This window comes from Arthrobacter sp. YA7-1 (assembly GCF_025960325.1).
GTDB lineage: Bacteria > Actinomycetota > Actinomycetes > Actinomycetales > Micrococcaceae > Arthrobacter > Arthrobacter bambusae_A.
In genome coordinates this window covers 1,404,817-1,426,211 of sequence record NZ_CP110114.1, presented here as the reverse complement: position 1 = coordinate 1,426,211, position 21,395 = coordinate 1,404,817, and the positions used below count along the sequence as shown (strand labels likewise).

The window sequence follows — 21,395 nt, the reverse complement described above, 5'->3', positions numbered from 1 at the left end:
CCGCCGTCGGTGTCGCCCGGGGCCTACCAGAGCGACGGCAGGCTGCCTACAAGCCGTTCGTACATCGCCAGCGCCGAAGCGTCCGTCAGCGACGCCACCTGGTCGATGACGACGCGAAGACGGGCGCCGTCGTCGGGCGCGTCCCGCCAGTCCGCGGCGAACATCGGTTCAAGATGCCGGTCTCCGCTCGCGTTCAGCACGCCGACGAGGGCGTGCAGGACTTCGCGCTGGCGCTCATAGACGGGCTGCCGATGGTCAGTGGAGATCACGAACGTCGTGGCAAGTCCCTTCATGGCCGCGATCTCGGTGACCGTGTCCTCGGGGACCATGAGTTCCGCGGCGTATCGGGTGAGGTGGTCCGGGCCGAAGTGCGCCCTCGTGGTCTCCAAGGCGCTTTGGCAGAACCGGCCGATCAACTGGCTGGTCATGTCCTTCAGCGCGGCCATCGACTTCCGGCTGCCGTCGGCCTCACGCACCCACACGCTGGTGGCTTCGAGGCGGGCCAGCGCAGCGTCGATTTCAGCGGGATCATTGTGGGGCAAGTACCACTGCTTGGTGTACCCCACCACGCGGGCCCGGTGGTCCGGATTGTCCAGCCACTTCAGCTGGAAATGGCCGGCAACGATGGCGTCCTCGACGTCGTGGACGGAGTACGAGATGTCGTCGGCCAGGTCCATCACCTGGGCCTCGATGCAGGAGCGGTTGCCCGGCGCTCCGTCGCGAAGCCACGCAAACACGGGCAGATCGTCTTCATAGGCACCGAATTTGCTGCTCCGCTGCCCGTGGATGACGGGGGCGTCGACGGCGGACCACGGGTACTTGGAGGCGGCGTCAAGGCTGGCGCGGGTCAGGTTCAGGCCCGCGGGCCGGCCGTCGGCGGCAAGGACCTTGGGCTCAAGGCGGGTCAGCAGGCGCAGGGTCTGGGCGTTGCCCTCGAAGCCGCCGATTCCGTGGGCTACCTCGTTGAGCGCGGATTCCCCGTTATGCCCGAACGGCGGGTGGCCAAGATCGTGGCTCAGGCACGCCGTGTCCACAACATCCGGATCGCAACCGAGCGCGCGGCCCAACTCGCGGCCCACCTGGGCCACTTCAAGGCTGTGCGTCAGGCGGGTGCGGACAAAGTCGTCGGTGTCCGGGGCCACCACTTGGGTCTTCGCCCCGAGCCGCCGGAGTGCTGACGAATGCAGCACCCTTGCCCGGTCCCTCTCGAAGTCCGAGCGGTAGGTGTTCTTGCGGGGTTCCTGGACCCAGCGTGCCGAGTCGGCTTCCACATAGCCTGGAATGCCCGTTGCGTTTTCGGCCGGGCGTGCTGCAGACATCGCTTCAGTTCCCATGGGTATCTGCCTCCTCCGCTTGCCGTGCGCCGGTGTCTCTTCAGCCGGTGCCTATGCAGCAAGTTTTCCACGACTCGGGCCGTGCGCGTGCACGCGCCGGTCCGGGCCGCGCCCTAGCCGCCTGAGACGTCGAGTTCGGCTGCGGCGATATCGCGGGTCTGGTCCGCGTCCATCTGGCGGCTGAGCAGCCAGTCCTTGGGCAACGCCGGCTTCTTGGGGGAACCCGCACGCCCGCGCGGGCCTTCCGAGTCCGTTCCCGGATACGGCAAGTCCATGTCCAGTTGGTCCAGCAGTTCGCGCAGTACCTCGAGGGTCGGCACGGTGGCCAGTTTGGCGCGCAGTTCCCCGCCCACGACGTAGCCCTTGAAGTACCAGGCCATGTGCTTGCGGATCTCGCGCAGCGCCTTGTACTCGTCGTTGCCGAAGGTTTCGATCATGAGCTCGGCGTGGCGGTAGACGCCGTCGGCCACTTCGCGCAGCCCGGGACGATGGCGGTGATCGCTTCCCTCAAACGCGGCCTGGAGGTCGCCGAAGAGCCACGGGCGGCCCTGGCAGCCGCGGCCCACCACGACGCCGTCGATCCCGGTTTCGCGCACCATGCGGACGGCGTCTTCGGCGGACCAGATATCGCCGTTGCCCAGGACGGGAATGTCCGGGAGCGCCTCACGCAAGCGCGCGATGGCGGACCAGTCGGCCTGGCCGGAGTAGAACTGCGCGGCCGTGCGGCCGTGGAGCGCGACGGCGGCAACGCCGGAATCGCGGGCGATGCGTCCGGCGTCGAGGTACGTGAGGTGGTCCTCGTCAATGCCCTTGCGCATCTTGATGGTCAGCGGGATATCGCCCTTGGACGCTTCCTTGACGGCCGTCTGGACGATGGAGGTGAAAAGGTCGATCTTCCAGGGCAGTGCGGAGCCGCCGCCGCGCCGGGTGACCTTGGGCACGGGACAGCCGAAGTTGAGGTCGATGTGGTCCGCCCGGTCTTCTTCGACGAGCATGCGCACGGCCTGGCCCACGGTGACAGGATCCACGCCGTACAGCTGCACGGAACGGACCTTTTCATCATCGTCGTGGGAAATGATGCGCAACGATTCCGGGGTGCGCTCCACCAGGGCACGGGAGGTCACCATCTCCGCGACGTACAGGCCGCCGCCGTATTCACGGCACAGCCGGCGGAAAGCCGAGTTGGTGATTCCGGCCATCGGCGCGAGGATCACGGGGGTGTCCACGGTGATCCGGCCGAGCTGCAGCGGGGGCAGTTCGAGCTTGGGCGAAGGGGGCGTTGCTACTACAGTCACCCGTCCATTGTCTCAAAGCGGGGCAAATCGGATGGCCCGTCCGTTCTCGCGGCGCTGGCTAGAGCAGCCAGCCGTTGTCTTCGGCGATCCGCACAGCCTCGGCACGGGTCCGTCCGCCGGTCTTGGCCATCGCTGCGGACAGGTAGTTCCGCACGGTCCCTTCGGAAAGCATCGCCGACTTCGCGATATCGGCCACCGTGCCGCCGTCGGACGCTGCCTTGAGCACCTCCACCTCACGTTCGGTCAACGGGCTGTCCCCCGCGGTCAAGGATTCCGCGGCGAGCACGGGGTCCACCACCCTGAGCCCCTGATGGACGCGGCGCACCGCTTCGGCCAATTGCCGCGCCGGCGTGTCCTTGACAACGAATCCGGCGGCGCCGGCCTGCATGGCGCGCTTGAGGTAGCCGGGCCGCCCGAACGTGGTGACCATGAGGACGCGGCACGACGGTGCGGCCCGCCGCACGGCCGCTGCCGCGCTGATCCCGTCGAGGCCGGGCATCTCGACGTCGAGCATCGCCACATCCGCGGAGTGCTCGACGACGGCGGCCGCCACCCCTGTCCCGTCGCCCAGTTCGGCGACCACCTCGATATCCGGCTCCAGGCCCAGCAAAGCGGCCAGTGCCCCGCGCACGAGTGCCTGGTCATCTGCGATCACCAATCGGATGCTCATACCTCCACCGCCAATCTGAACCCTCCCAGGTCACTTGGGCCAATGTTTACCGTTCCCCCGGCGGCACCCACGCGTTCGCGGATCCCGGCCAGTCCGTTCCCGGAGCGGCCCCCGGAGGCCGGTCCGACGCCGTCGTCCTCCACCAGCACGCTCGACGCCGTCAACTGGACGCGGCAGCGCGCGGCACCGGAGTGCCGCACGACGTTGGTGATGCCTTCGCGCAGAACCCAGCCGAAGAGCTCCCGGTGGCGTGGCGGAACCTGCTCCACGGTTCCCGGCAATTCCGCGTCGATCCCGGCCGATTCCAAGGCCGTCCGGGCGACGGCGAGTTCCGCCAGGACGTTGACGCCGCGGTAACCGGCCACCGTGGCCCGGACGTCGGCGAGCGCACCCCGGGCCAGGTCCTGCACCGCGGAGATCTCGGCGGCCGCCCGGTCCCGGGCAGGGTGGTCGCCGTGGACGGTTTCCAGCATCCTGCCCGCCAACTCGGCCTTCACGGCGATGACCGTCAGGGAATGCCCCAGGATGTCGTGCATGTCCCGGGCCACGCGGCTGCGCTCCGCCGCCACGGCTGCGTCGGCCAGTTCAGTCTGCGCTTCCCTGAGCCGTGCTGTCTGCCGGATCAGCCGGGCGAAGGCGGACATCATGAGGCCGAGGGACAGGATGATCCCGGCCTGGAGCAGGGCCTGCTCGCCGTTGCCCGTCACCAGCTGCGTGGCGAAGGAGACGAGGGCCAACGCGACGATGAGGAAGAAATCGGTGCGCGGCGGAAGGGACGTCATCGCGATGGCGCAGGCGAGGAACGTCCAGGTCCATAAGGCTTCCCTTCCGATGATGAGGACCATCAGCCCGTTCAGCGCGAGCAGGATGCAGACGGACACGATGCCGGCGCGGACGCCCAGGCGCCAACTGACCTGGGGCAGGAAGACGTAGGCACCGAAGAACACGATCAACGACGCCGACGCCGCCATTTTCCAGGCCAGCGGCTCGTCCACGGACCACACGATGTTCCACGTCGGCCACGCCCAGAGGAGGATGGAGAGTCCCGCACCGATGAACCAGCCCCGTGGCCCGGGACCACGGAACATGGCTTTGCTGGTCATGCTGCCCACCCTGGCGGCCTGTTCAGACACGTTTCGTGTCGCGGCGGAATGCCATGGCGGCCCCGGCCACGAAGATCGCGAGCCAGATGAGCACGTTGAGGATCCACGCCCAGTCGAACTCGCCGGTGATGGGGCTCCGGGCCAATTGCCCGATCCCGTAGGCGGGCGTGAACTTGGCGATGTTCCCGAAGGTCTCCCCCATGATTTCGATCGGCATGAACAGCCCACCGAGCATGGCAAGGATGGCAAGGGCCGGGCCGAGGATCTGCATGACGTTCTGGCTCGGCATGAGGTATCCGACGAACAAGCCGAGGGCCGCGAACACCAGGGAGCCCAGCCAGGCTACCAACCCTGCCGTCAGCCAGGTCCGGGCATCCATGGTGACACCTGCCAGGGCGCCGATGACGAACTGGGCCACGACGGCAACGAGGGACAGCGTCAGCGCGGCCATGGCTTTCACCGCGATATACGCACCGGGCAGGAGGGGCGTGAGGCGAAGCTGGCGGCTCCAGCCTTGGGCACGTTCCACTGCCACCTGGCTGCCGGCGCCGGTAGCGGCGGTCATCGCGGCGTAGACCGTGAGGCTGATAAGGATGTACTGGCCGTAGCTGTGCCCGTTGGGCAGGAGCTTGTCCTTGTTGGACAAGCCGAAAATGAAGAAGAAAACGGCCGGCATGAACACCGTGAAGATGATGGTCCGGCGGTTCCGGAGCATCCGCTTGATCTCGATCCACAGGAACGTGCGGTTGACCCCGCCGGCGGACGGTTTCCGTTCCTGGACGACTGCTGCCGTGCTCATACGAGGTCTCCTTCAAAAGTGATGCTCGTGGACTCCGGAACGGCATCGTCTCCGGTGAGGGCGACGAAAGCCTCCTCGAGGTTGTTGGCCGCCACTTCGACGTCGTGGGCGCCCGTGTTGTTGAGCAAGTACCGCACGACGGCGTCCGAGTCACCCGTGCGGACGGTGAGGCGGCCGCCGTCGTAATCCATGCTTTCGACGGGCGGCAAGCCGGCCAGCAGTCCGCGTTCGGTTGCCGGAAGCGAAGCCTTGACGGTGCGGCCCGAGGCAAGGTTCTTGATCTGGGCGGCGGTGCCGTCGGCAACGATGCTGCCTTGCCGGACCAGGACGATCCTGTCCGCGTAGGCGTCGGCTTCTTCGAGGTAATGCGTGGCGAAGATGACGGTCCGTCCGCGCTGGGCGTCGGTCCTGATGGCGTTCCAGAAGTCTCGTCGTCCCGCGACATCCATGCCGGTGGTGGGCTCGTCCAGGATGAGCAATCCGGGATCGGAGACGAGGGCCATGGCGAAGCGCAGCCGCTGCTGCTGGCCGCCGGAGCACTTTTCGACCTTGCGGTCGGCAATCTCCAGGATGCCCGCCCGCGCCAGGACTTCGTCCACGGGGCGGGCGGAATCGAACATGGCGGCGTTGAGCTGTACGGTCTCGCGCACAGTGATGTCCCGCAGCAGGCCGCCGGTCTGCATCACCGCTGCCACCTGGCCGCGGGCGATCGCTCCCCGCGGAGTGTGGCCGAAGATTGAAACGCTTCCCTGGTCCGGGGCGCTCAATCCGAGGATCATGTCGATCGTGGTGGTCTTGCCCGCCCCGTTGGGACCGAGGAACGCCACCACGTCCCCCGGCTGCACGGTGAGGTCGAGGCCGCGTACGGCGTGGACCTTCCCGAAGCTCTTGTGCAGTCCGGCGGCGTGGACTGCCGGCACACTCGCTGTTGTCATGACTCTCCTTGGCTTGGTTTACTCCACTACCCATCAAAGCCGGGATCCGCGTCCGGCGCCGGGGCGTGTGTCACCAATGCGGGATGACAAATGTCATCGGGGGCTAGCGACGCTCGGCTTCCCTGCGTGCCCGCCTGGTCATGACAACGGCGGCGAGCTCGCCGGTGTCGAAGGATTCGAAGGCGTCGGCGGGCCCGGCGGCTTCAAGCTCCCGGACGTCGCCGTCGTCGTGGGCTGCTTCCGAAACCGCCGCGCCGGCGGCCCCGAACCGCTTCGGACCGGTCGCCTTGACCACCAGGACGGCGATCAAGGTGGTCACCGGGATGGCCAGCACGAGGCCGATGGAGCCCACCAGCGTGCGGATGACTTCCTCGGACAACTCGGCACTGGTGAGGGCATCCACCAGCGGGCGGTCGTACAGCATGACGATGATCAGGATGGGCAGCGCGGCACCGGCGTAGGCGAAGGCGATGGTGTAGACCGTGGAGGCGATGTGGTCCCGGCCGATCCTCATGGCCGAGGTGAACAGCTTGCGCGCCCCGGTCTCCGGCGCCAGCTCGTAGAGTTCCCACACGGCCGCGGACTGGGTGATCGTCACATCGTTGAGGACTCCAAGCCCGGAAATGATCAACCCGCACAGGATGATCCCGGAGAGCGAGATCTTGTCCGACATGTTGACGAGCGTGGCGCCCTCGCTCGTGGCGATCCCGGTCAGGTTGGCTGCATCCGTGGCCCAGGCCGCCAGCAGCGCCGTGATGCCGAGGCCGAAGATCGTGCCGAGCAACGCGGTGGAGGTCTTGGCCGAGAATCCGTGGGCGAAATAGATCACTCCCATCATGATGGCCGTGGAGCCGACCAAAGCCACGAGCAGCGGCGGTTTGCCTTCCACCAATCCCGGAAGCATGAAGCTGACCATCACCACGTAGGCCCCGGCCAGTCCGAGGAGCGCCCTGAAACCGCGCCAGCGCGCAACCGCGATGACCACCACGGCGTACAGGATCGCAAGGAGGGCCATCGGAACGGTCCGCACGAAGTCAAGGAAAACGTACGACGGCGAGCCGTTGCCTGCCGCTGCGCCCTGCACCCGGGAGAGGTTCAGGTAGCGGATGCTGTCCCCGGCTTTGACGCCGTGGGACTTGGCGACATCCGGGTTGATGACCACTTTCACGGGGCTGCCGCCGTTATCCGGCTGCGTCGACGCGAAGGTGCACTGGGACCCCTGCGGCTGTGCTCCGCTGCTTTGGTTTGTGCCGTTCGCCCCGTTCGCTACCGGAGCCTGGGTCCCCTGCGTGCAGCTCTCTTGGGTGACGGATTGAATCTTGCCGGTATCGAACGTCACCCCGGGAGCAGCGGCGTACGGGCTCGCGAAGGTGATGCCCTCCTTGCTCCCGGACGGCCACATGAGCAGCATGGCAACGATCGTGAGCACGGCAATCGGAGCCAACACGGCCACGAGGAGCCAGTTGGCCCGTTTGCGTGCCGCGAGCGCCGTCGGGCTTGGCTCGAAATTCTCGGTGTGTCCGTGTGAATGGCCGTGACCCATTAGCTGCAAAACCTCATGCCCACAAGCCTACGTGGGGCAGCCCGGTGTCCCGCCCAACTGACTCGCATTTGTGGCCGTTTTGAGGGCTCAAAACGACAACTAATGCGAGTCAGTTGAGCCGGGTCCGCACCCGGGGTCAGGCGGGTTTGATGTTTTGGTTCACGTGGAAGAGGTTTCCGGGATCGTACTTGCCCTTGATGGTTTGCAGCCGCCCGTAATTGACCCCGTAGTTCTCACTGATCCGGCCTTGGTCGTCACCGTCCATGAAGCCGATGTAGCCTCCCGGCGAAGAGTGCGGGCGCAATGCCGCGGCATAACTGCGCACCCAGTCGATGTTCGCCTCGTTGTCTGCGGGATCGTTCCACATGCAGGCGATCACGGGAGAGAATTTGACGCCGCGGTTGACGAACGCAGTGTCTGTCTGCCCCACGCGCTGCACCGCGCCGTCGATCGGATAGACGTGGACGGACGTCTGCACGCTGGGAACTTTGCTGCCGTACTCAAGATGGGCCGCGATGGCACCGTCGTTGAGTTCGGAGAGGAAGTCCGCTTTCCAGTAGGCCTGCATCCCTTTCGGAAGGAGCGGATCGAATGCCGAGTTGAGTACCGGGTACGGCATGGGTCCAACCAGCGAACCCGCCACGGGGGCAACGTCCAGGAAAGGCTGCCAGCAGGCTGTTCCTTCGGCAGGATCACCCGTCCACATGCCGATGACCACGCAGACTGGCTTCCCGTGCCATTCCTCGGGAAGGAACGGGACGGGAGGGCCCTGGTGGAAGCCTACGAACGCTCCGAATTCCTCAGGGGCGGTGTCCATGTAGTCGCGGTAGAACTTCGCGACGGTGTCGGCCTGCTCCATGCCGTAGATGATGATGGCCGCGTGGACCATGTCCACAGGATGCAGCTTGTATTCCAACGACGTCACCACACCGAAATTGCCTCCGCCGCCCCGCAACGCCCAGAAGAGGTCCTCGTTCCGGGTTTCGCTGGCGGTCAGGAATTTGCCGTCCGCAGTCACCACGTCAGCGGAGATCAGGTTGTCACAGGAAAGGCCGTGCTTGCGGGCGAGATAGCCGATGCCACCGCCCAAGGTCAGGCCGGCGATGCCGGTGGATCCCACAATCCCGCCGGTGGTTGCCAGCCCGAAGGCATGGGTGGCGTGGTTGAAGTCAGCCCAGGTTGTCCCCGCCTCGGCACGGGCCGTACCGGCTTCGGGGTCAACGCGGATTCCGGTTCGGTTGACGAAATCGATGACAAGGGCATCGTCCCAGGTCCCGAAGCCGGGCGCGCTGTGGCCGCCGCCGCGAATGGCCAAGGGCAGGGAGTTGTCGCGGGCGAAGTTCACGCTCGCAATGACGTCCGCCACCTGGGCCACGCGGACGACCCCTGCCGGACGTTTGTCGATCATCCCGTTGTAAACGGCCCGGGCGGAATCATAGTCAGGATCACTTGGGGTGATGAGTTGCCCGCGGAGCTGTTTGCGCAGTCCGTCGAGGGCTGTTCCATTCATGGGTGTTACCGCCGATTCTCTTCATGAGACCGGATCCGTTCCACCCGCCGCCACCCCACCAGACCAACGGCCGGGGCTTACGTCGTTATGCCTACACCCACGCCGCGGACTCGTCAAGGGTTCACCCAACTGGCTCGCAGTTGTTGTCGTTATGAGTGCCCATAACGACAACAACTGCGAGCCAGTTGGGCGGGGCGAGGGGAAGGGCGCTATTCGCTGACCACCAGGGTGTCCGCACCGCGGAGCTTCGCCTTGCCCAATTCCAGCAAGGGATCGACGACGGCGCACACGGCCGTCATGGAGTCGTCCACTTCGAGGAGCACGGGGTGCTGGTAGGCAATGAGCGCCAGCAGGTCACGGATTGCGGCGCGCGCTTCGTCGTCCTGCAGGAGCGGATCGTGCCCGAGGAACACTTCCGAGGGCTCGTCCGAGCTGCCCTGTGCATAGCTGATCGCGAAGGCCTGCAGCTTGCCCTTGCGGGTGGCCGGGACGCCCGAGCCAAAGGCACTCGCCTTCGGCGCGCGAAGCACAACCGCCCCGTGTGCCCCAGTCAGGTCGTCGAGGAACAGACGCTGCACGGTGGGGATGCCGAGCTCGCCGGGGTTGTCCCAGTGGTGCACGGCGGTGTAGTACCGGCCTACGACGTCGCTCAGTTCCACGGATCCCGTGGCGAGGTCTTCCACCTGCTCGGAAGCGGCTTCTTCGGAGCCGTCACCAAACACCGGAAGCCTGAGCGGTTCGGGATCAACCACCACGAGCCGGGAGCGCTGGATGGGCGCCAGCCCTGCCCACTCGGCGAAGGCGGCACCGGCCGTGCCTGGCTCCACTTTGCTGCGCAGCGTGGAAACGCCCGACGGCGACTGCTCGGCTTCGCGCCGCAGCATGGTCAGGAGCGTGGCCCCTATCCCGCTCCGGCGGTGGTCCTTGGCGACCTCGATGTAGGCCCAGAGGCGTTCCGGGTGCAGGGACGCCTCATGGACCACGCCCGCGGCCACCGGGATGCCGATGCCGTCGACGACGTCTTCCGCCACGATGCACCGGCGCCAAGGCTGGCCTTGACCACTGTTGCTCGACGGCGCCAGGGCTGCACGGAATTGCTGGGCCGGCAGGGTCTCGGGCCCACCCCACATCTCCAGGAGCGCGAGGTCGTCGCCCTCACGCCATTCGCGGTATTCGATGGACACGCTTAGGCGCCGATCAGCCGTGCGGCCAGGTAGCCCTCCACCTTGTCCAGGGAAACACGTTCCTGGCTCATGGTGTCGCGCTCGCGGATGGTCACGGCCTGGTCGTCAAGGGTGTCGAAGTCCACGGTGATGCAGAACGGGGTACCGATCTCGTCCTGGCGACGGTAGCGGCGGCCGATGGCGCCGGCGTCGTCGAAGTCGATGTTCCAGTTCTTGCGCAGCTGGGCGCCCAGGTCCTTCGCCTTCGGGGACAGGTCCTCGTTGCGGCTCAGGGGCAGCACAGCTGCCTTGACCGGTGCCAGGCGCGGATCGAGCTTCAGGACGGTGCGGACGTCGACGCCGCCCTTGGCGTTGGGTGCCTCGTCTTCCGTGTAGGCGTCCACAAGGAAGGCCATGAAGGAACGTGTCAGGCCGGCGGCCGGTTCAATGACGTACGGCGTGTAGCGCTCGTTGGTGGCCTGGTTGAAGTAGCTGAGGTCCTGGCCGGACGCCTTCGAGTGGGTGGAGAGGTCAAAGTCGGTGCGGTTGGCGATGCCCTCGAGCTCGCCCCACTCGGAGCCTTGGAAACCGAAGCGGTACTCGATGTCCGTGGTGCCTTTGGAGTAGTGGCTGAGCTTGTCCTGCGGGTGCTCGAAGAAGCGCAGGTTCTCCGGCCGGATACCCAAGTCCGTGTACCAGGACATGCGTTCCTTCATCCAGTACTGGTGCCATTCTTCGTCCGTGCCCGGTTCGACGAAGAATTCCATTTCCATCTGTTCGAACTCGCGGGTGCGGAAGATGAAGTTGCCCGGCGTGATCTCGTTGCGGAACGACTTGCCGATCTGGCCGATGCCGAAAGGCGGCTTCTTGCGGGACGTGGTCAGCACGTTGCTGAAGTTGACGAAGATGCCCTGCGCGGTTTCCGGGCGCAGGTAGTGCAGGCCTTCTTCGCTGGCCACGGGGCCCAGGAAGGTCTTGAGCAGGCCGGAGAACTCTTGCGGTTCGGTCCATTGGCCGCGGGTGCCGCAGTTGGCGCAGGCGATGTCCTTGAGGCCGTTTTCGGCGGGACGGCCCTTCTTTTCCGCGTACTCTTCCTCGAGGTGGTCGGCGCGGTAGCGCTTGTGGCAGGAAAGGCACTCGACGAGCGGGTCGGAGAACACCTCGACGTGGCCGGACGCTTCCCACACCTGGCGGGGCAGGATCACGGAGGAATCGAGGCCTACTACGTCTTCGCGGCCGCGGACAACGCTCTGCCACCATTGGCGTTTGATGTTTTCCTTGAGCTCGGCACCGAGGGGGCCGTAGTCCCATGCGGACCGGGAGCCACCATAGATTTCACCGGCCTGGAACACGAAGCCCCTCCGCTTGGAGAGGGAAATGACCTGGTCGAGGACGGATTTTGCTGCCATGGGTACTCCAATGTTTTACAGGGCCGCTGGGTGCGGTCCGTGGTTGTGCGCGAAGGTATTGCTGTGCAGGAAGCTGCGTGTCCTAGCCTACCGGCCTTTGGCCGCGGTCCTGCTTCCGGGACCGGCCCTAAAGGCTCTTCGAGGGACGGCGGGACGAGATCGCGCCCTTCGGCCAGGGCAACGTGGCCACGATGATGGCGAACAGCGTCAGCAGGGTGCCGAGGATCGTGGGGTACGCCACTACTGTTCCGGGAGCCGGCAGGACCAGGTCAAGCGCCAGCGATCCCAGCAGCTGCCCGGCGATCATCCCGAGCCCGGTGACCAGGACACCGAGGCTCCGGACCAACAAAGCAGCCAGGCCAATGAAGACGCACCCCATCGGCCCGCCCAGGTAGTACCACCATTCAGAAGGCAGGGCGTGGCCGGGACCAAGGAGCAACACTTTGATGAGCCAGGCAATCCAGAGAATCACCGTTCCGGCCACGAAATTGACGAGCGTTGCAGCGATCGGACTGCCGTAGTGCACGGTCGCAGTCCCGTTCATGGCCTGCTGGAAACTCATGAGGCAGCCCGCCACGACCGGCAACAGGATGGGGAGCAGCAAGGACCCGACGTCGCTGGCCGCCCCGAGGCGCGGCGACACGGCCCAGACGACGGCGGCGATCGTCAGGACGCTGCCGAGGATTCGGACTCCGGTGATCGAGCGTTTGCCGCCGGGCCCGATGCCGAGCCGGTCCACGAGTAGTCCGCTCAGGGTCTGGCCCGTCACTGCAGCGACCGTGAACAAGGCCACGCCAAGCAGGCCGACCGTGAACGATTGGGCGAAAACGAACAGCGCGCCAATGCCACCGGCCAGGACGTAGAACCGTGGAAAGCTCCGCTCCGTGAGGGCCGGCAGGATCCTTCGAAGGGCCGCGCGGCCTTTCGGCAGCACGAGTCCGATCGCGGCGATCAGTACCAGCCCGGTGGTGAAGCTCACGACGGCGGCCGCGATACCGTCGTCGAGCTTTGCCCCCAAGGCGCCGTTGATCCGGCCCTGGAGCGGAATCACGAGTCCGGTTGCCACGGCAAGGAGCAGCCCGGTGAGCAAGGGCAGGGGCGTACGGGAGGGACTTCCAGGCAAGGTGCGGGACGACTGCGGCATTTTCACCACCCTACTTCAGGCATCATTGCTTGTATGAGCAACCCGGAAATCGAAGAAATCCCCATCCGCGACGACATGATCCGGCTCGGCCAGCTCCTGAAGCTCGCCAACCTCGTGGAGGATGGCGTGGAAGCCACGGAACTCATCAAGAACGGCCTGGTCAAAGTCAACGGCGAGATCGATGATCGGCGCGGCCGCCAACTCCATGTGGGCGATACCGTGACCGTCAACGGTCAGACGGTGCGGATCACCACAGAGTCCTAGCAACGCGGGGTCACTTACGGCCCATTGCGCGCCTCGTCATGGGCCGCAAGTGACCCCGCGTTGTTGTCAGATGGAGTCAGACGGACGCGAGGACCTTGTGCTCCAGGAATTCGCCAACGTGCCCGATTTCCTGCTGGTTGATGCCGTGCCACATGCCCGTGTAGAGCACCTTGGTAAGGTCCGTGTGCTTTCGGGCCCAATCCATGGTGTATTCGATCTTGTCCGGGGTGATGACAGGGTCCTGCTGGTCGCGTCCCCAGAAGAGCGGCACGGATCCGTCCAGCTCGGCGTCACGGAACGCGGGGTCCTCACCGGCGTCGACGGCGAACCCTGAAAGCCCGACGACGGCGGCAAAGTCCGCCGGGCGGTGCCGGAGCAGCGAGGTGGCCATGGCCATGCCCATGGAAAACCCGAGGAGCGTCACTGAACTGTGGTTGGACTTCAACGAATCCAGCCAGGAAAACACATACTCCGCGGCGTCCTTGACGGCGTCGAGGGAGTAGTCGATGGACGCCGTGAGGGGGAACCACGTGAAGCCCGGACCTGTGGCGATCGGCGCGCGGAGCGAGGCCACGACGAAGTCCCGGGGCAACAGGCCGGCCAGGCTGAAGAGGTCCTGCTCGTTGGATCCGTAACCGTGCAGAAGGACCAGCAACGGCTTTCCAGCCCGCTCTTCCTCTTCGTGGGACCACAAAACGACCGGGGCAGGAAAGGCGGAAGCTTGACTCATGGGACTATTCTTGCAGTTACCGATGAGTAACAAGCTACGGGCGCGTAGCGACGCAGCAAGAGGCAGGATATGGACGTGAGTGACACTGATTCCACGGTGGCAAAGTCGGACGAGCGGATTCATCCGTGGACCCGCTACGTGGCGCTAGGTGATTCCTTTACCGAAGGCATCGGCGACCCCGAGCCCAACAACCCCGGAGCACATCGCGGCTGGGCCGACCGCGTCGCCGAGGAACTGAGCCGGGGACACCGCGACTTCGCCTACGCCAACCTCGCCATCCGCGGGCGCTTGCTGCAGCAAATCCTCGACGAACAACTTGGCCCGTGCATGGACCTCAAGCCGGATCTCGTGAGCATCTCCGCAGGCGGCAACGACCTCATCCGTCCCGGCGGCGATCCCGACGCCCTGGCCGAAAAACTCGATGCCGCAGTGCAGACCCTGAGTTCCGACGGCGCCACGGTGGTTCTCTTCAACGGTCCGGACACCGCGTCATCGGTCCTCGGCCGGATCCGCGGCAAGGTGGCCATCTACAACGAAAACCTCCGCACCGTGGCCGCCCGCCACGATGCCGTGGTGGCTGACATGTGGTCCTTGAGGCAGCTTTCCAACTCCCAGATGTGGGACGAAGACCGCCTCCATTTCTCGCCGCTCGGCCATCACACCATCGCCGCGATGGTCCTCGACTCACTGAATGTGCCGCACAACCTTGAACCGCTCTACCCCAAGCCGCTCCCCCAGCGCAGTTGGCGCCAAGCCAGGTCTGGCGACCTGGTCTGGGCACGCGAATATTTTGTCCCGTGGGTCATCCGCCGGATCAGGCACCGCTCCTCCGGTGACGGGATCCTGCCGAAACGCCCGACGCCGGGACCCGTCTTCGGTCCTGCTGACACCTTCCTGCCCGGGAGCTGAACGAACCGCGAGGTTAGTCACAGGGAGCGGGGCTAAGCTGGTGAAAGACAGGGAGGCCTCCGCCGTGAACAATTTGATCTTCTGGATCATCGTCTGCTCTTGGCTGATTCCCATGGGGATCCGCATGTACAACCGGTCGCGCCAGCGCAGGATCTTCCCTCCGCAGAATTACCCCGGGCAGCCCTATCCTCCGCAGAATTACCCTGGGCAGCCCTATCCTCCGCAGCACAACCCCGTCGGATACCCGGAGCAACCCCCGGTGGTCATCCCGGATGAGCCGCAACCCCCGATGGCGACGCCCGCGCGGCAGGCCGTTCCGCCGTCGTCGGCTACTCCGCAAGCGAGCGGCGCTCCCCAGCCGAACAGCGCGCCCCAAGGCTACCGTGCACGGAAACTGGCCGAGCTGGACCAGGAGTACAGCGACGGGAAAATCGCCATGGAGGATTACATGAAGCTCCGCCAGGAGATCATGAACGGCTGATTCAGCCGAAGAGGCGCGCTAGCCGAAGAATGCCTCGCGCAGTTGGGGGCCGAGCTGGCCGATCTCGGTGAGGAAACCGTCGTGCCCGATCGGCGCCTCGATGACATGAACCGGGACCTCTCCGGGCAAGGCCTTGGCAAGCTCGCGGGATTGCTCCGGGAAATAGAGCCGGTCCGAGTCCACCGAGGCCACGAAGAACGTCGCCGTGGCCACGGACAACGCGTCCTCCAACGAGCCCCGGCCGCGCGTGATGTCGTGGCTCATGAGCGCTTCGGTAATGGCGATGTAGCTATTGGCGTCGAAGCGCTGGACCAGCTTGCTCCCCTGGTGGTCCAGGTAGCTCTCCACTTGGTAGCGGCCCCGGTCCCCCAACGCGGCAGCCTGGAGGGGTGCCTCGCCGCCCTGGGCGTTCCGGCCGAAGCGGAAGTCCAGCTCGTCTGCCGAGCGATAGGTGATGTGGGCAATCCGCCGGGCAAGGGCCAGACCCGCTTCGGGGGCGGCCTGTCCGTAGTAGTCTCCGCCGTTGAAGTCGGCGTCCTGCCGGATGGCGAGCGTCTGGGCCTGTGCGAACGCGATCTGCTCGGCGGTGCTGTACGCCCCGATGGAGATCACGGCGCATCGCTTGACGCGGTCCGGATAGCCGACGGCCCATTCCAGTGCACGGGCACCGCCCATGGACCCGCCCACGACGGTGTGCCAGCTGTGGATCCCCAAGGCGTCGGCCAGCCTGGCCTCGGCCACCGTGCTGTCCCGCAGGGTCACGAGCGGGAAGCGGGAGCCCCACGGCTTGCCGTCAGGAGCGCTCGACGACGGCCCCGTGCTGCCGTAGCAGCCCCCCACAATGTTGACGGAGACCACGAAGTAGCGGTCCGTGTCGATGGTGGCGCCGGGACCCACAAGCTGCTCCCACCAGCCGTCTTCGTCGCTCTCGCCACGGGCCACATGGGTGCTGCCGGTCAATGCATGTTCCACGAGGACAGCGTTGGTAGCGTCTGCGTTGAGCCGCCCCCACGTCTCGTACGCAAGGACGACGTCCGGGAGGGAACCTCCGGCCTCCAGCTCGAGTCCGCCCACGGAAACATACTTGAGGGTTCCGTCCTGGGTACCGGAAAGGGGTATGGCTGTTGCAGCAATTGTCATTCGTTGACACCTCACATCGCGCTTGCCCGCCGCCAACACAGCGAAGGGCCAGGTCTTCACCCGGGGCACCCCACCGCGAATGGAGGGTTGCCGGCCAGCAAGCCGGGGCTGTCGCTGGCACTCATGACCTATAGGAAGAGTCTAGGAAAACCGGACCCCTTCTGACGAAGATTATGACATCTTTGTGACACTTGGCCGCGTTTTGTTCACGAAGGGGTGGCTGGGAAGGCTGGCCGGCGAAGATTCATCTTGCGTCGCCGGCCAGCCTCGTACGCCCTCCGGGCCCGTGCTAGGCGCTCTTGGCTGCCCGGAATCCCGACTCGAGGTCCGCGAGGATGTCGTCGATGTGCTCGATTCCGACGGACAGCCGCACCAGGCCAGGGGTCACTCCCGCAACGGCCTGCTGTTCCGGCGTCAGCTGGCTGTGCGTCGTCGACGCCGGGTGGATGACCAAGGACCGGACGTCGCCGATGTTGGCCACGTGCGAATGCAGTTCCAGGGCGTCCACGAAGCGCTTGCCCGCCTCGACCCCGCCGTTGATGGTGAAGGACACCACGGCGCCGGTGCCCCTGGGGCCGTACTTCCGGCCCCGTTCGAACCACGGGCTGGAAGGCAGCCCCGCGTACGCCACCGATTCGACGTCGTCGCGCCCTTCGAGCCATTGCGCCACCTTGGTGGCGTTGTCCACGTGGCGCTCCACCCGCAGGCTGAGGGTTTCGATTCCCTGGGAGATCAGGAAAGCGTTGAACGGGGAAACCGCCGAGCCGAGGTCGCGCAGGAGCTGGACCCGGGCTTTGAGGATGTAGGAGAGGTTCGCGCCGAGGGCCCCGTCCTTGCCGAGGTCGCGGGCATAGACCAGGCCGTTGTAGCTGGGGTCCGGGGTGTTGAAGCCGGGGAACCGCTCAGGGTCCTTGCCGAAATCGAAGTTGCCGGAGTCCACGATGACACCGGCAATGGCGGAGCCGTGCCCGCCCAGGTACTTGGTGGCCGAATGCACCACGATGTCCGCTCCCCACTCGATGGGCCGGATCAGGTAGGGCGTGGCGAGGGTGTTGTCCACGACGAGCGGGACTCCCGCCTCGTGCGCGATGCGGGAGACACCCTCGATGTCCAAGACGTCCTGCCGGGGGTTGGAGACGACTTCGGCGAAGAACAGCTTGGTGTTTGGCTGCACCGCGTCCCGCCAGTGGTCCAGGTTGTCCGGATCCTCGACGAAGGTGACCGAGATGCCGAATTTCTTCAGTGTATGGGCCAGCAGGTTGTACGTGCCGCCGTAGAGGCTCGGGCTGGCGACCACGTGGTCACCGGCCTCGGCCACGTTGAGGATGGCGAAGGTTTCCGCGGCCTGGCCGGAGCTCAGCAGGAGCGCAGCCAAGCCACCCTCCAAGCTCGCTATGCGCTGCTCCACGGCATCCTGCGTGGGGTTGCCGATCCGGGTGTAGATGGGCGCCAGTTCGGCCAGTGCAAAACGGTTGGCCGCGCTTTCCGCGCTGGGAAAGACGAACGAGGTGGTCTGGTAGATGGGGAGGGCGCGGGCGCCGGTGGCGGCGTCCGGCTCCTGGCCAGCGTGGATTTGGCGCGTTTCGAATGACCATCCTTGGGACATGCGGACTCCTGGTTGTCTGGGCTCTTGCCGTGCGTCAGCCTGCCGGGCCGAAGGGTTCAGCATGCCGGCGAGCGGTTGCCGCCAGTCTAGGGAGGGTATTGCGGGCTCCGGAAGCTTTGTGACGAACGCAGAAGTTTTCTGTCCCGGTGCGTCCTGAAGTGACCCTGAGCGGCCTTTTCGATACATCCCACCTTGGTTAGGCTTGACTTAGCTGAGAGCTCCATCACAAAGTGCCAAGATGAAGCCATGCGCATGGATCACGTCTCTTACGCTTGTGAACGAGATGGCCTGTTGGCCACCACCGAGCGGATTTCCGCAGCATTGGGAGTGGACGCGGTCCGGGGCGGAGTGCATCCGCGCTTTGGTACCCGGAACATGATCATTCCCCTTGCTGACCACAAATACCTGGAAGTTGTCGAGGTCCTGGACCACCCGGCCTCCGACAAGGCACCTTTTGGACAAGCTGTCCGTGCACGCTCCGCCGCAGGAGGTGGGTGGATGGGCTGGTGCGTCGCTGTGGACGACCTGAGCCCGTTCGAGCAGCGGCTCGGACGCGCCGCCGTCCCGGGCAACCGCAAGTTCCCGGATGGCCGGGAACTCGTCTGGTCGCAGATCGGCATCCTGGGACTCATCGCCGATCCCCAGGTTCCCTACCTGCTCCGCTGGGAGGGCGACCCCGCACTTCACCCGTCGCTCGTTTACCCAAGCGACGTCAAGATGTCCAGCCTCACCATTGCCGGCTCCGCGGAGCGCGTCACCGAGTGGCTTGGTGAACCCGTGGAGAAGCCCCTCGAGGACGTCGCAGTCCAATGGATGGCTCCGCACGGGACGCCGGGAATCATGTCAGTAACGTTCGAAACCGCCAACGGAGCCGTCACGATCTGACGGACCATCCCGTCACGATCTGACGGATCAACGGGCAAGGAAGCCCGGAAAAGCTTCGGCCGCCATGTGCGGGTGCCAATGACGTCACCCAGCAATGGCGGCCGAAACCTTTTAACGCGCGCTAGCCCAGGCCAATGGCCTTGCCGAAGACGCTGAAGCCGACGAAGGCCACGATGTCCAGGAGCGCGTGGGCCACCACGAGCGGCATGACCCGTTTGGTCCTGGTGTAGATCCATCCGAACACGAGGCCCATGACGGCGTTGCCGATGAACGGCCCGAAGCCTTGGTACAGGTGGTAGCTGCCGCGCAGGAGCGCGCTGAGCACGATCGCCAACGGAGTGCTCCATCCGAACTTCCCGAACCGGTCCAGGAGATAGCCCACCACGATCACTTCTTCGACGATGGCGTGCCGCACGGCGGAGAGGACGAGCACCGGCACGGTCCACCAGTAGGAGTCCAGGCCGCTGGGGATGATCGCCGTCGTGATCCCGAGGGCGCGGCCAACAGCATAGAGGCCCAGCGACGGGATTCCGATGAGTGCGAACAGGCCAAGTCCTTGCAGCGCGTCGCGGCCCGGGCGGGCGAAGTTGAAGCCCAGCCGGGTGAACCCCGAGGGACTCTCGGCGGTTTGGCGGTGCAAGGACAGGAAGTAGAACACCAACACCACCGGGACCAGCGCGAACGCGATGTCCAGCAGCTGGTAGGTGAGATCGAAGTACTCGCGCGTGCTCTGCGAACGGTTGAGGGTAGACGTCGCATGGGCCAAAGGTCCCTGGGTCATCTTGTCCAACAGCTGCACTACGGAGTACACCGCCGATTGGCCCAGGGACAGTCCAAGGACAATCAGCACTTCGGCGCGCAAACGGCGCGTTGAGGCTAGGAGCATGCTCCTATCTTGCCCGTATTTGCCTGATGTTTTCCTCGGAGCTGGGTCTCCGCTGTCCGCGTGCGCAGCCAGGGCGGCTCCTGAGCCTATGCTTGGTGGGATGAGCGCGCCCGCACGAATCTTCATGATCCGGCACGGCCAGTCCGCCGCCAATGCCGACACGTCCATCTACAACCGTGTGCCCGATTACCGGATCCCGCTGACGGAGCTTGGCATCGAGCAGGCACGGGCCGCGGGTGAGGCTTTGCGCAGGAAGCTCGACGGCGAACCGGTGTGCGTTTACGTCTCACCGTACCTCCGGGCCTACCAGACCCTCGAGGCGCTGAATCTGGGCAGCCTCACCGAACGGGTGATCGAAGAGCCCCGGCTGCGTGAACAGGACTGGGCCAACTTCCAGATCGCCGGGGACATCGGGGACCAGAAGGAACTCCGCAACCTCTACGGGCACTTCTTCTACCGGTTCCGCGAGGGCGAATCGGGCTCCGATGTGTACGACCGGATTTCGTCCTTCATGGAAACCCTGTACCGGCATTGGCAAAAGCCCGACTACGCGCCCAACACCCTGCTGGTGACCCACGGCCTCACGATGCGGCTCTTCTGCATGCGGTGGTTCCACTGGTCGGTGGAGTACTTCGAATCCCTCAACAACCCGGGCAACGCGGAGCTACGGACACTGATCCGCAACGACCAGGACAAATACGATCTCGACACGCCGTTCAGCCAGTGGGTGCAGCGCAGCACCGACGAGACCGTGCTGAACGCTCCCCCGATGGTCTTCTGACGGGCAGTAAACCGAGCTAGGCGTCCTTGGCCACGATCACTTCGGTGCCGTTGGCTTCAAATGCCGCCTTGTCCTCAGGCGTGATGCCCGCGTCAGTAATGAGCCGTCGGAATTCGTACCCGGCCATCGCCGCGAAGGCGCGCTTCCCGATCTTCGTGGAGTCAGCCAAAACATAGGAGTCGGTGGCACGCCGGGCCATGACGGTATTCACCATCGCTTCTCCCTCGTCGGTGATGGTGGGGCCGATCTTGGGATCGACTCCGTTGACGCCGATGAAGGCGATGTCCAGGGCAACCTTCTGCATGATGACATCGGTGTAAGGTCCGACGAGTTCGTAGGATCGCGGATTCAGGATGCCGCCGGTGACCATGATCTTGATGTTGGGGCGCACGGCAAGCTGGGCCGCAATGTTGATGGCGTTGGTGACCACCGTCAGCATGGGCCTGTTGGAGGGGGCGTTGAGGTCTTCGCGGGTGGACAGCACCTGGGCCAGGGCCGTATTGGTGGTCCCGCCGCTGAGTCCGATCACGGCCCCGGGCACGATGAGCTCAGAGGCTGCCAAGGCAATCTGTTGCTTGGCTTCGGCGTGATCATCCCGGTTGTAGCGCCCCGGAAGTTCGTAGGCCACTGAACCCGTGGTTGCTCCGCCCCGGGTACGGCTCAAGAGCCGTTGCTTGGCGAGGCTGTCCAGGTCGCGGCGCGCCGTGGCCGGCGAGACAGCCAGGCGGGTCACGATATCGTCGACCTCGACATGCCCTGACTCGGCGAGGAGATCAAGGATGGCTGTCAGTCGATCGTTGCGGGTCAT

At 65.5% G+C, this 21,395-nt stretch carries 21 protein-coding genes and 1 riboswitch; of the genes, 5 read left to right on the top strand and 16 right to left on the bottom strand.

Annotated features, from left to right (window positions below):
* Positions 1-23: 23 nt before the first annotated feature.
* The 11 genes from OIT41_RS06610 to OIT41_RS06560 form a co-directional block, all read right to left on the bottom strand.
* Positions 24-1,334, bottom strand: coding sequence for a deoxyguanosinetriphosphate triphosphohydrolase (locus OIT41_RS06610; protein ID WP_370873900.1), 1,311 nt, complete (start codon positions 1,332-1,334; stop codon positions 24-26).
* Between the two features lie 113 nt (positions 1,335-1,447).
* Positions 1,448-2,629: a tRNA dihydrouridine synthase DusB gene (dusB, locus tag OIT41_RS06605; RefSeq protein ID WP_241707890.1), complete on the bottom strand. Its 1,182-nt coding sequence runs from the start codon at positions 2,627-2,629 to the stop codon at positions 1,448-1,450.
* A gap of 58 nt (positions 2,630-2,687) precedes the next feature.
* The gene (locus OIT41_RS06600; protein WP_241707891.1) at positions 2,688-3,299 is read right to left on the bottom strand and encodes a response regulator; all 612 of its coding nucleotides are present in this window, start codon (positions 3,297-3,299) and stop codon (positions 2,688-2,690) included.
* On the bottom strand, positions 3,296-4,402 hold the full coding sequence (locus OIT41_RS06595; protein WP_241707892.1) for a sensor histidine kinase: 1,107 nt from the start codon (positions 4,400-4,402) through the stop codon (positions 3,296-3,298). Before OIT41_RS06595 ends, OIT41_RS06600 begins: the two co-directional genes overlap by 4 nt.
* Before the next feature lie 22 nt (positions 4,403-4,424).
* Positions 4,425-5,201, bottom strand: coding sequence for an ABC transporter permease (locus OIT41_RS06590; RefSeq protein WP_241707893.1), 777 nt, complete (start codon positions 5,199-5,201; stop codon positions 4,425-4,427).
* Positions 5,198-6,136: an ABC transporter ATP-binding protein gene (locus OIT41_RS06585; protein ID WP_264637612.1), complete on the bottom strand. Its 939-nt coding sequence runs from the start codon at positions 6,134-6,136 to the stop codon at positions 5,198-5,200. The genes OIT41_RS06590 and OIT41_RS06585 overlap by 4 nt, the downstream gene beginning before the upstream one ends.
* A 103-nt stretch (positions 6,137-6,239) precedes the next feature.
* A complete protein-coding gene (locus OIT41_RS06580; RefSeq protein ID WP_264637611.1) occupies positions 6,240-7,679 on the bottom strand; it encodes a YibE/F family protein in 1,440 nt (479 codons plus the stop codon).
* Positions 7,680-7,815: 136 nt separating this feature from the next.
* Entirely contained in the window at positions 7,816-9,189 is a 1,374-nt protein-coding gene (locus OIT41_RS06575) for an FAD-binding oxidoreductase (RefSeq protein WP_264637610.1), read from the bottom strand.
* A gap of 209 nt (positions 9,190-9,398) precedes the next feature.
* Positions 9,399-10,373, bottom strand: coding sequence for a GNAT family N-acetyltransferase (locus tag OIT41_RS06570; protein ID WP_078105792.1), 975 nt, complete (start codon positions 10,371-10,373; stop codon positions 9,399-9,401).
* 2 nt (positions 10,374-10,375) lie between these two features.
* Positions 10,376-11,761 carry a glycine--tRNA ligase gene (locus tag OIT41_RS06565; RefSeq protein ID WP_264637609.1) on the bottom strand — a complete coding sequence of 462 codons (1,386 nt, stop codon included), beginning with the start codon at positions 11,759-11,761 and terminating at the stop codon, positions 10,376-10,378.
* 127 nt (positions 11,762-11,888) lie between these two features.
* A complete protein-coding gene (locus tag OIT41_RS06560) occupies positions 11,889-12,905 on the bottom strand; it encodes a DMT family transporter (protein WP_241707899.1) in 1,017 nt (338 codons plus the stop codon).
* Between the two features lie 33 nt (positions 12,906-12,938).
* Here OIT41_RS06560 and OIT41_RS06555 point away from each other — a divergent pair, with 33 nt between their 5' ends.
* On the top strand, positions 12,939-13,169 hold the full coding sequence (locus OIT41_RS06555; RefSeq protein ID WP_078105795.1) for an RNA-binding S4 domain-containing protein: 231 nt from the start codon (positions 12,939-12,941) through the stop codon (positions 13,167-13,169).
* A 76-nt stretch (positions 13,170-13,245) separates the two neighbouring features.
* Here the strand turns inward: OIT41_RS06555 and OIT41_RS06550 are convergent, their stop codons facing one another.
* Complete coding sequence (locus tag OIT41_RS06550) at positions 13,246-13,899, bottom strand: alpha/beta hydrolase (RefSeq protein WP_241707900.1); 654 nt, start codon at positions 13,897-13,899, stop codon at positions 13,246-13,248.
* Positions 13,900-13,968: 69 nt separating this feature from the next.
* On the opposite strand from OIT41_RS06550, the gene OIT41_RS06545 reads away from it, so the two are divergent.
* Together OIT41_RS06545 and OIT41_RS06540 are read left to right on the top strand one after the other, a co-directional pair.
* Positions 13,969-14,808, top strand: coding sequence for an SGNH/GDSL hydrolase family protein (locus OIT41_RS06545; protein ID WP_241707901.1), 840 nt, complete (start codon positions 13,969-13,971; stop codon positions 14,806-14,808).
* Positions 14,809-14,872: 64 nt separating this feature from the next.
* Positions 14,873-15,289: a hypothetical protein gene (locus OIT41_RS06540; RefSeq protein WP_264637608.1), complete on the top strand. Its 417-nt coding sequence runs from the start codon at positions 14,873-14,875 to the stop codon at positions 15,287-15,289.
* Between the two features lie 18 nt (positions 15,290-15,307).
* Here OIT41_RS06540 and metX read toward each other — a convergent pair whose 3' ends face one another.
* Together metX and OIT41_RS06530 are read right to left on the bottom strand one after the other, a co-directional pair.
* On the bottom strand, positions 15,308-16,429 hold the full coding sequence (gene metX, locus OIT41_RS06535; protein WP_264637607.1) for a homoserine O-acetyltransferase MetX: 1,122 nt from the start codon (positions 16,427-16,429) through the stop codon (positions 15,308-15,310).
* Between the two features lie 13 nt (positions 16,430-16,442).
* Positions 16,443-16,558: riboswitch (SAM riboswitch) on the bottom strand.
* Between the two features lie 160 nt (positions 16,559-16,718).
* On the bottom strand, positions 16,719-18,035 hold the full coding sequence (locus OIT41_RS06530) for a bifunctional o-acetylhomoserine/o-acetylserine sulfhydrylase (RefSeq protein WP_241707904.1): 1,317 nt from the start codon (positions 18,033-18,035) through the stop codon (positions 16,719-16,721).
* Positions 18,036-18,281: 246 nt separating this feature from the next.
* Here OIT41_RS06530 and OIT41_RS06525 point away from each other — a divergent pair, with 246 nt between their 5' ends.
* A complete protein-coding gene (locus OIT41_RS06525; RefSeq protein WP_028266517.1) occupies positions 18,282-18,920 on the top strand; it encodes a VOC family protein in 639 nt (212 codons plus the stop codon).
* A gap of 121 nt (positions 18,921-19,041) precedes the next feature.
* Here the strand turns inward: OIT41_RS06525 and OIT41_RS06520 are convergent, their stop codons facing one another.
* On the bottom strand, positions 19,042-19,806 hold the full coding sequence (locus OIT41_RS06520) for a CPBP family intramembrane glutamic endopeptidase (RefSeq protein ID WP_264637606.1): 765 nt from the start codon (positions 19,804-19,806) through the stop codon (positions 19,042-19,044).
* 100 nt (positions 19,807-19,906) lie between these two features.
* On the opposite strand from OIT41_RS06520, the gene OIT41_RS06515 reads away from it, so the two are divergent.
* Entirely contained in the window at positions 19,907-20,587 is a 681-nt protein-coding gene (locus OIT41_RS06515) for a histidine phosphatase family protein (protein ID WP_264637605.1), read from the top strand.
* 16 nt (positions 20,588-20,603) lie between these two features.
* Here OIT41_RS06515 and OIT41_RS06510 read toward each other — a convergent pair whose 3' ends face one another.
* Positions 20,604-21,395, bottom strand: coding sequence for a DeoR/GlpR family DNA-binding transcription regulator (locus tag OIT41_RS06510; protein ID WP_078105802.1), 792 nt, complete (start codon positions 21,393-21,395; stop codon positions 20,604-20,606).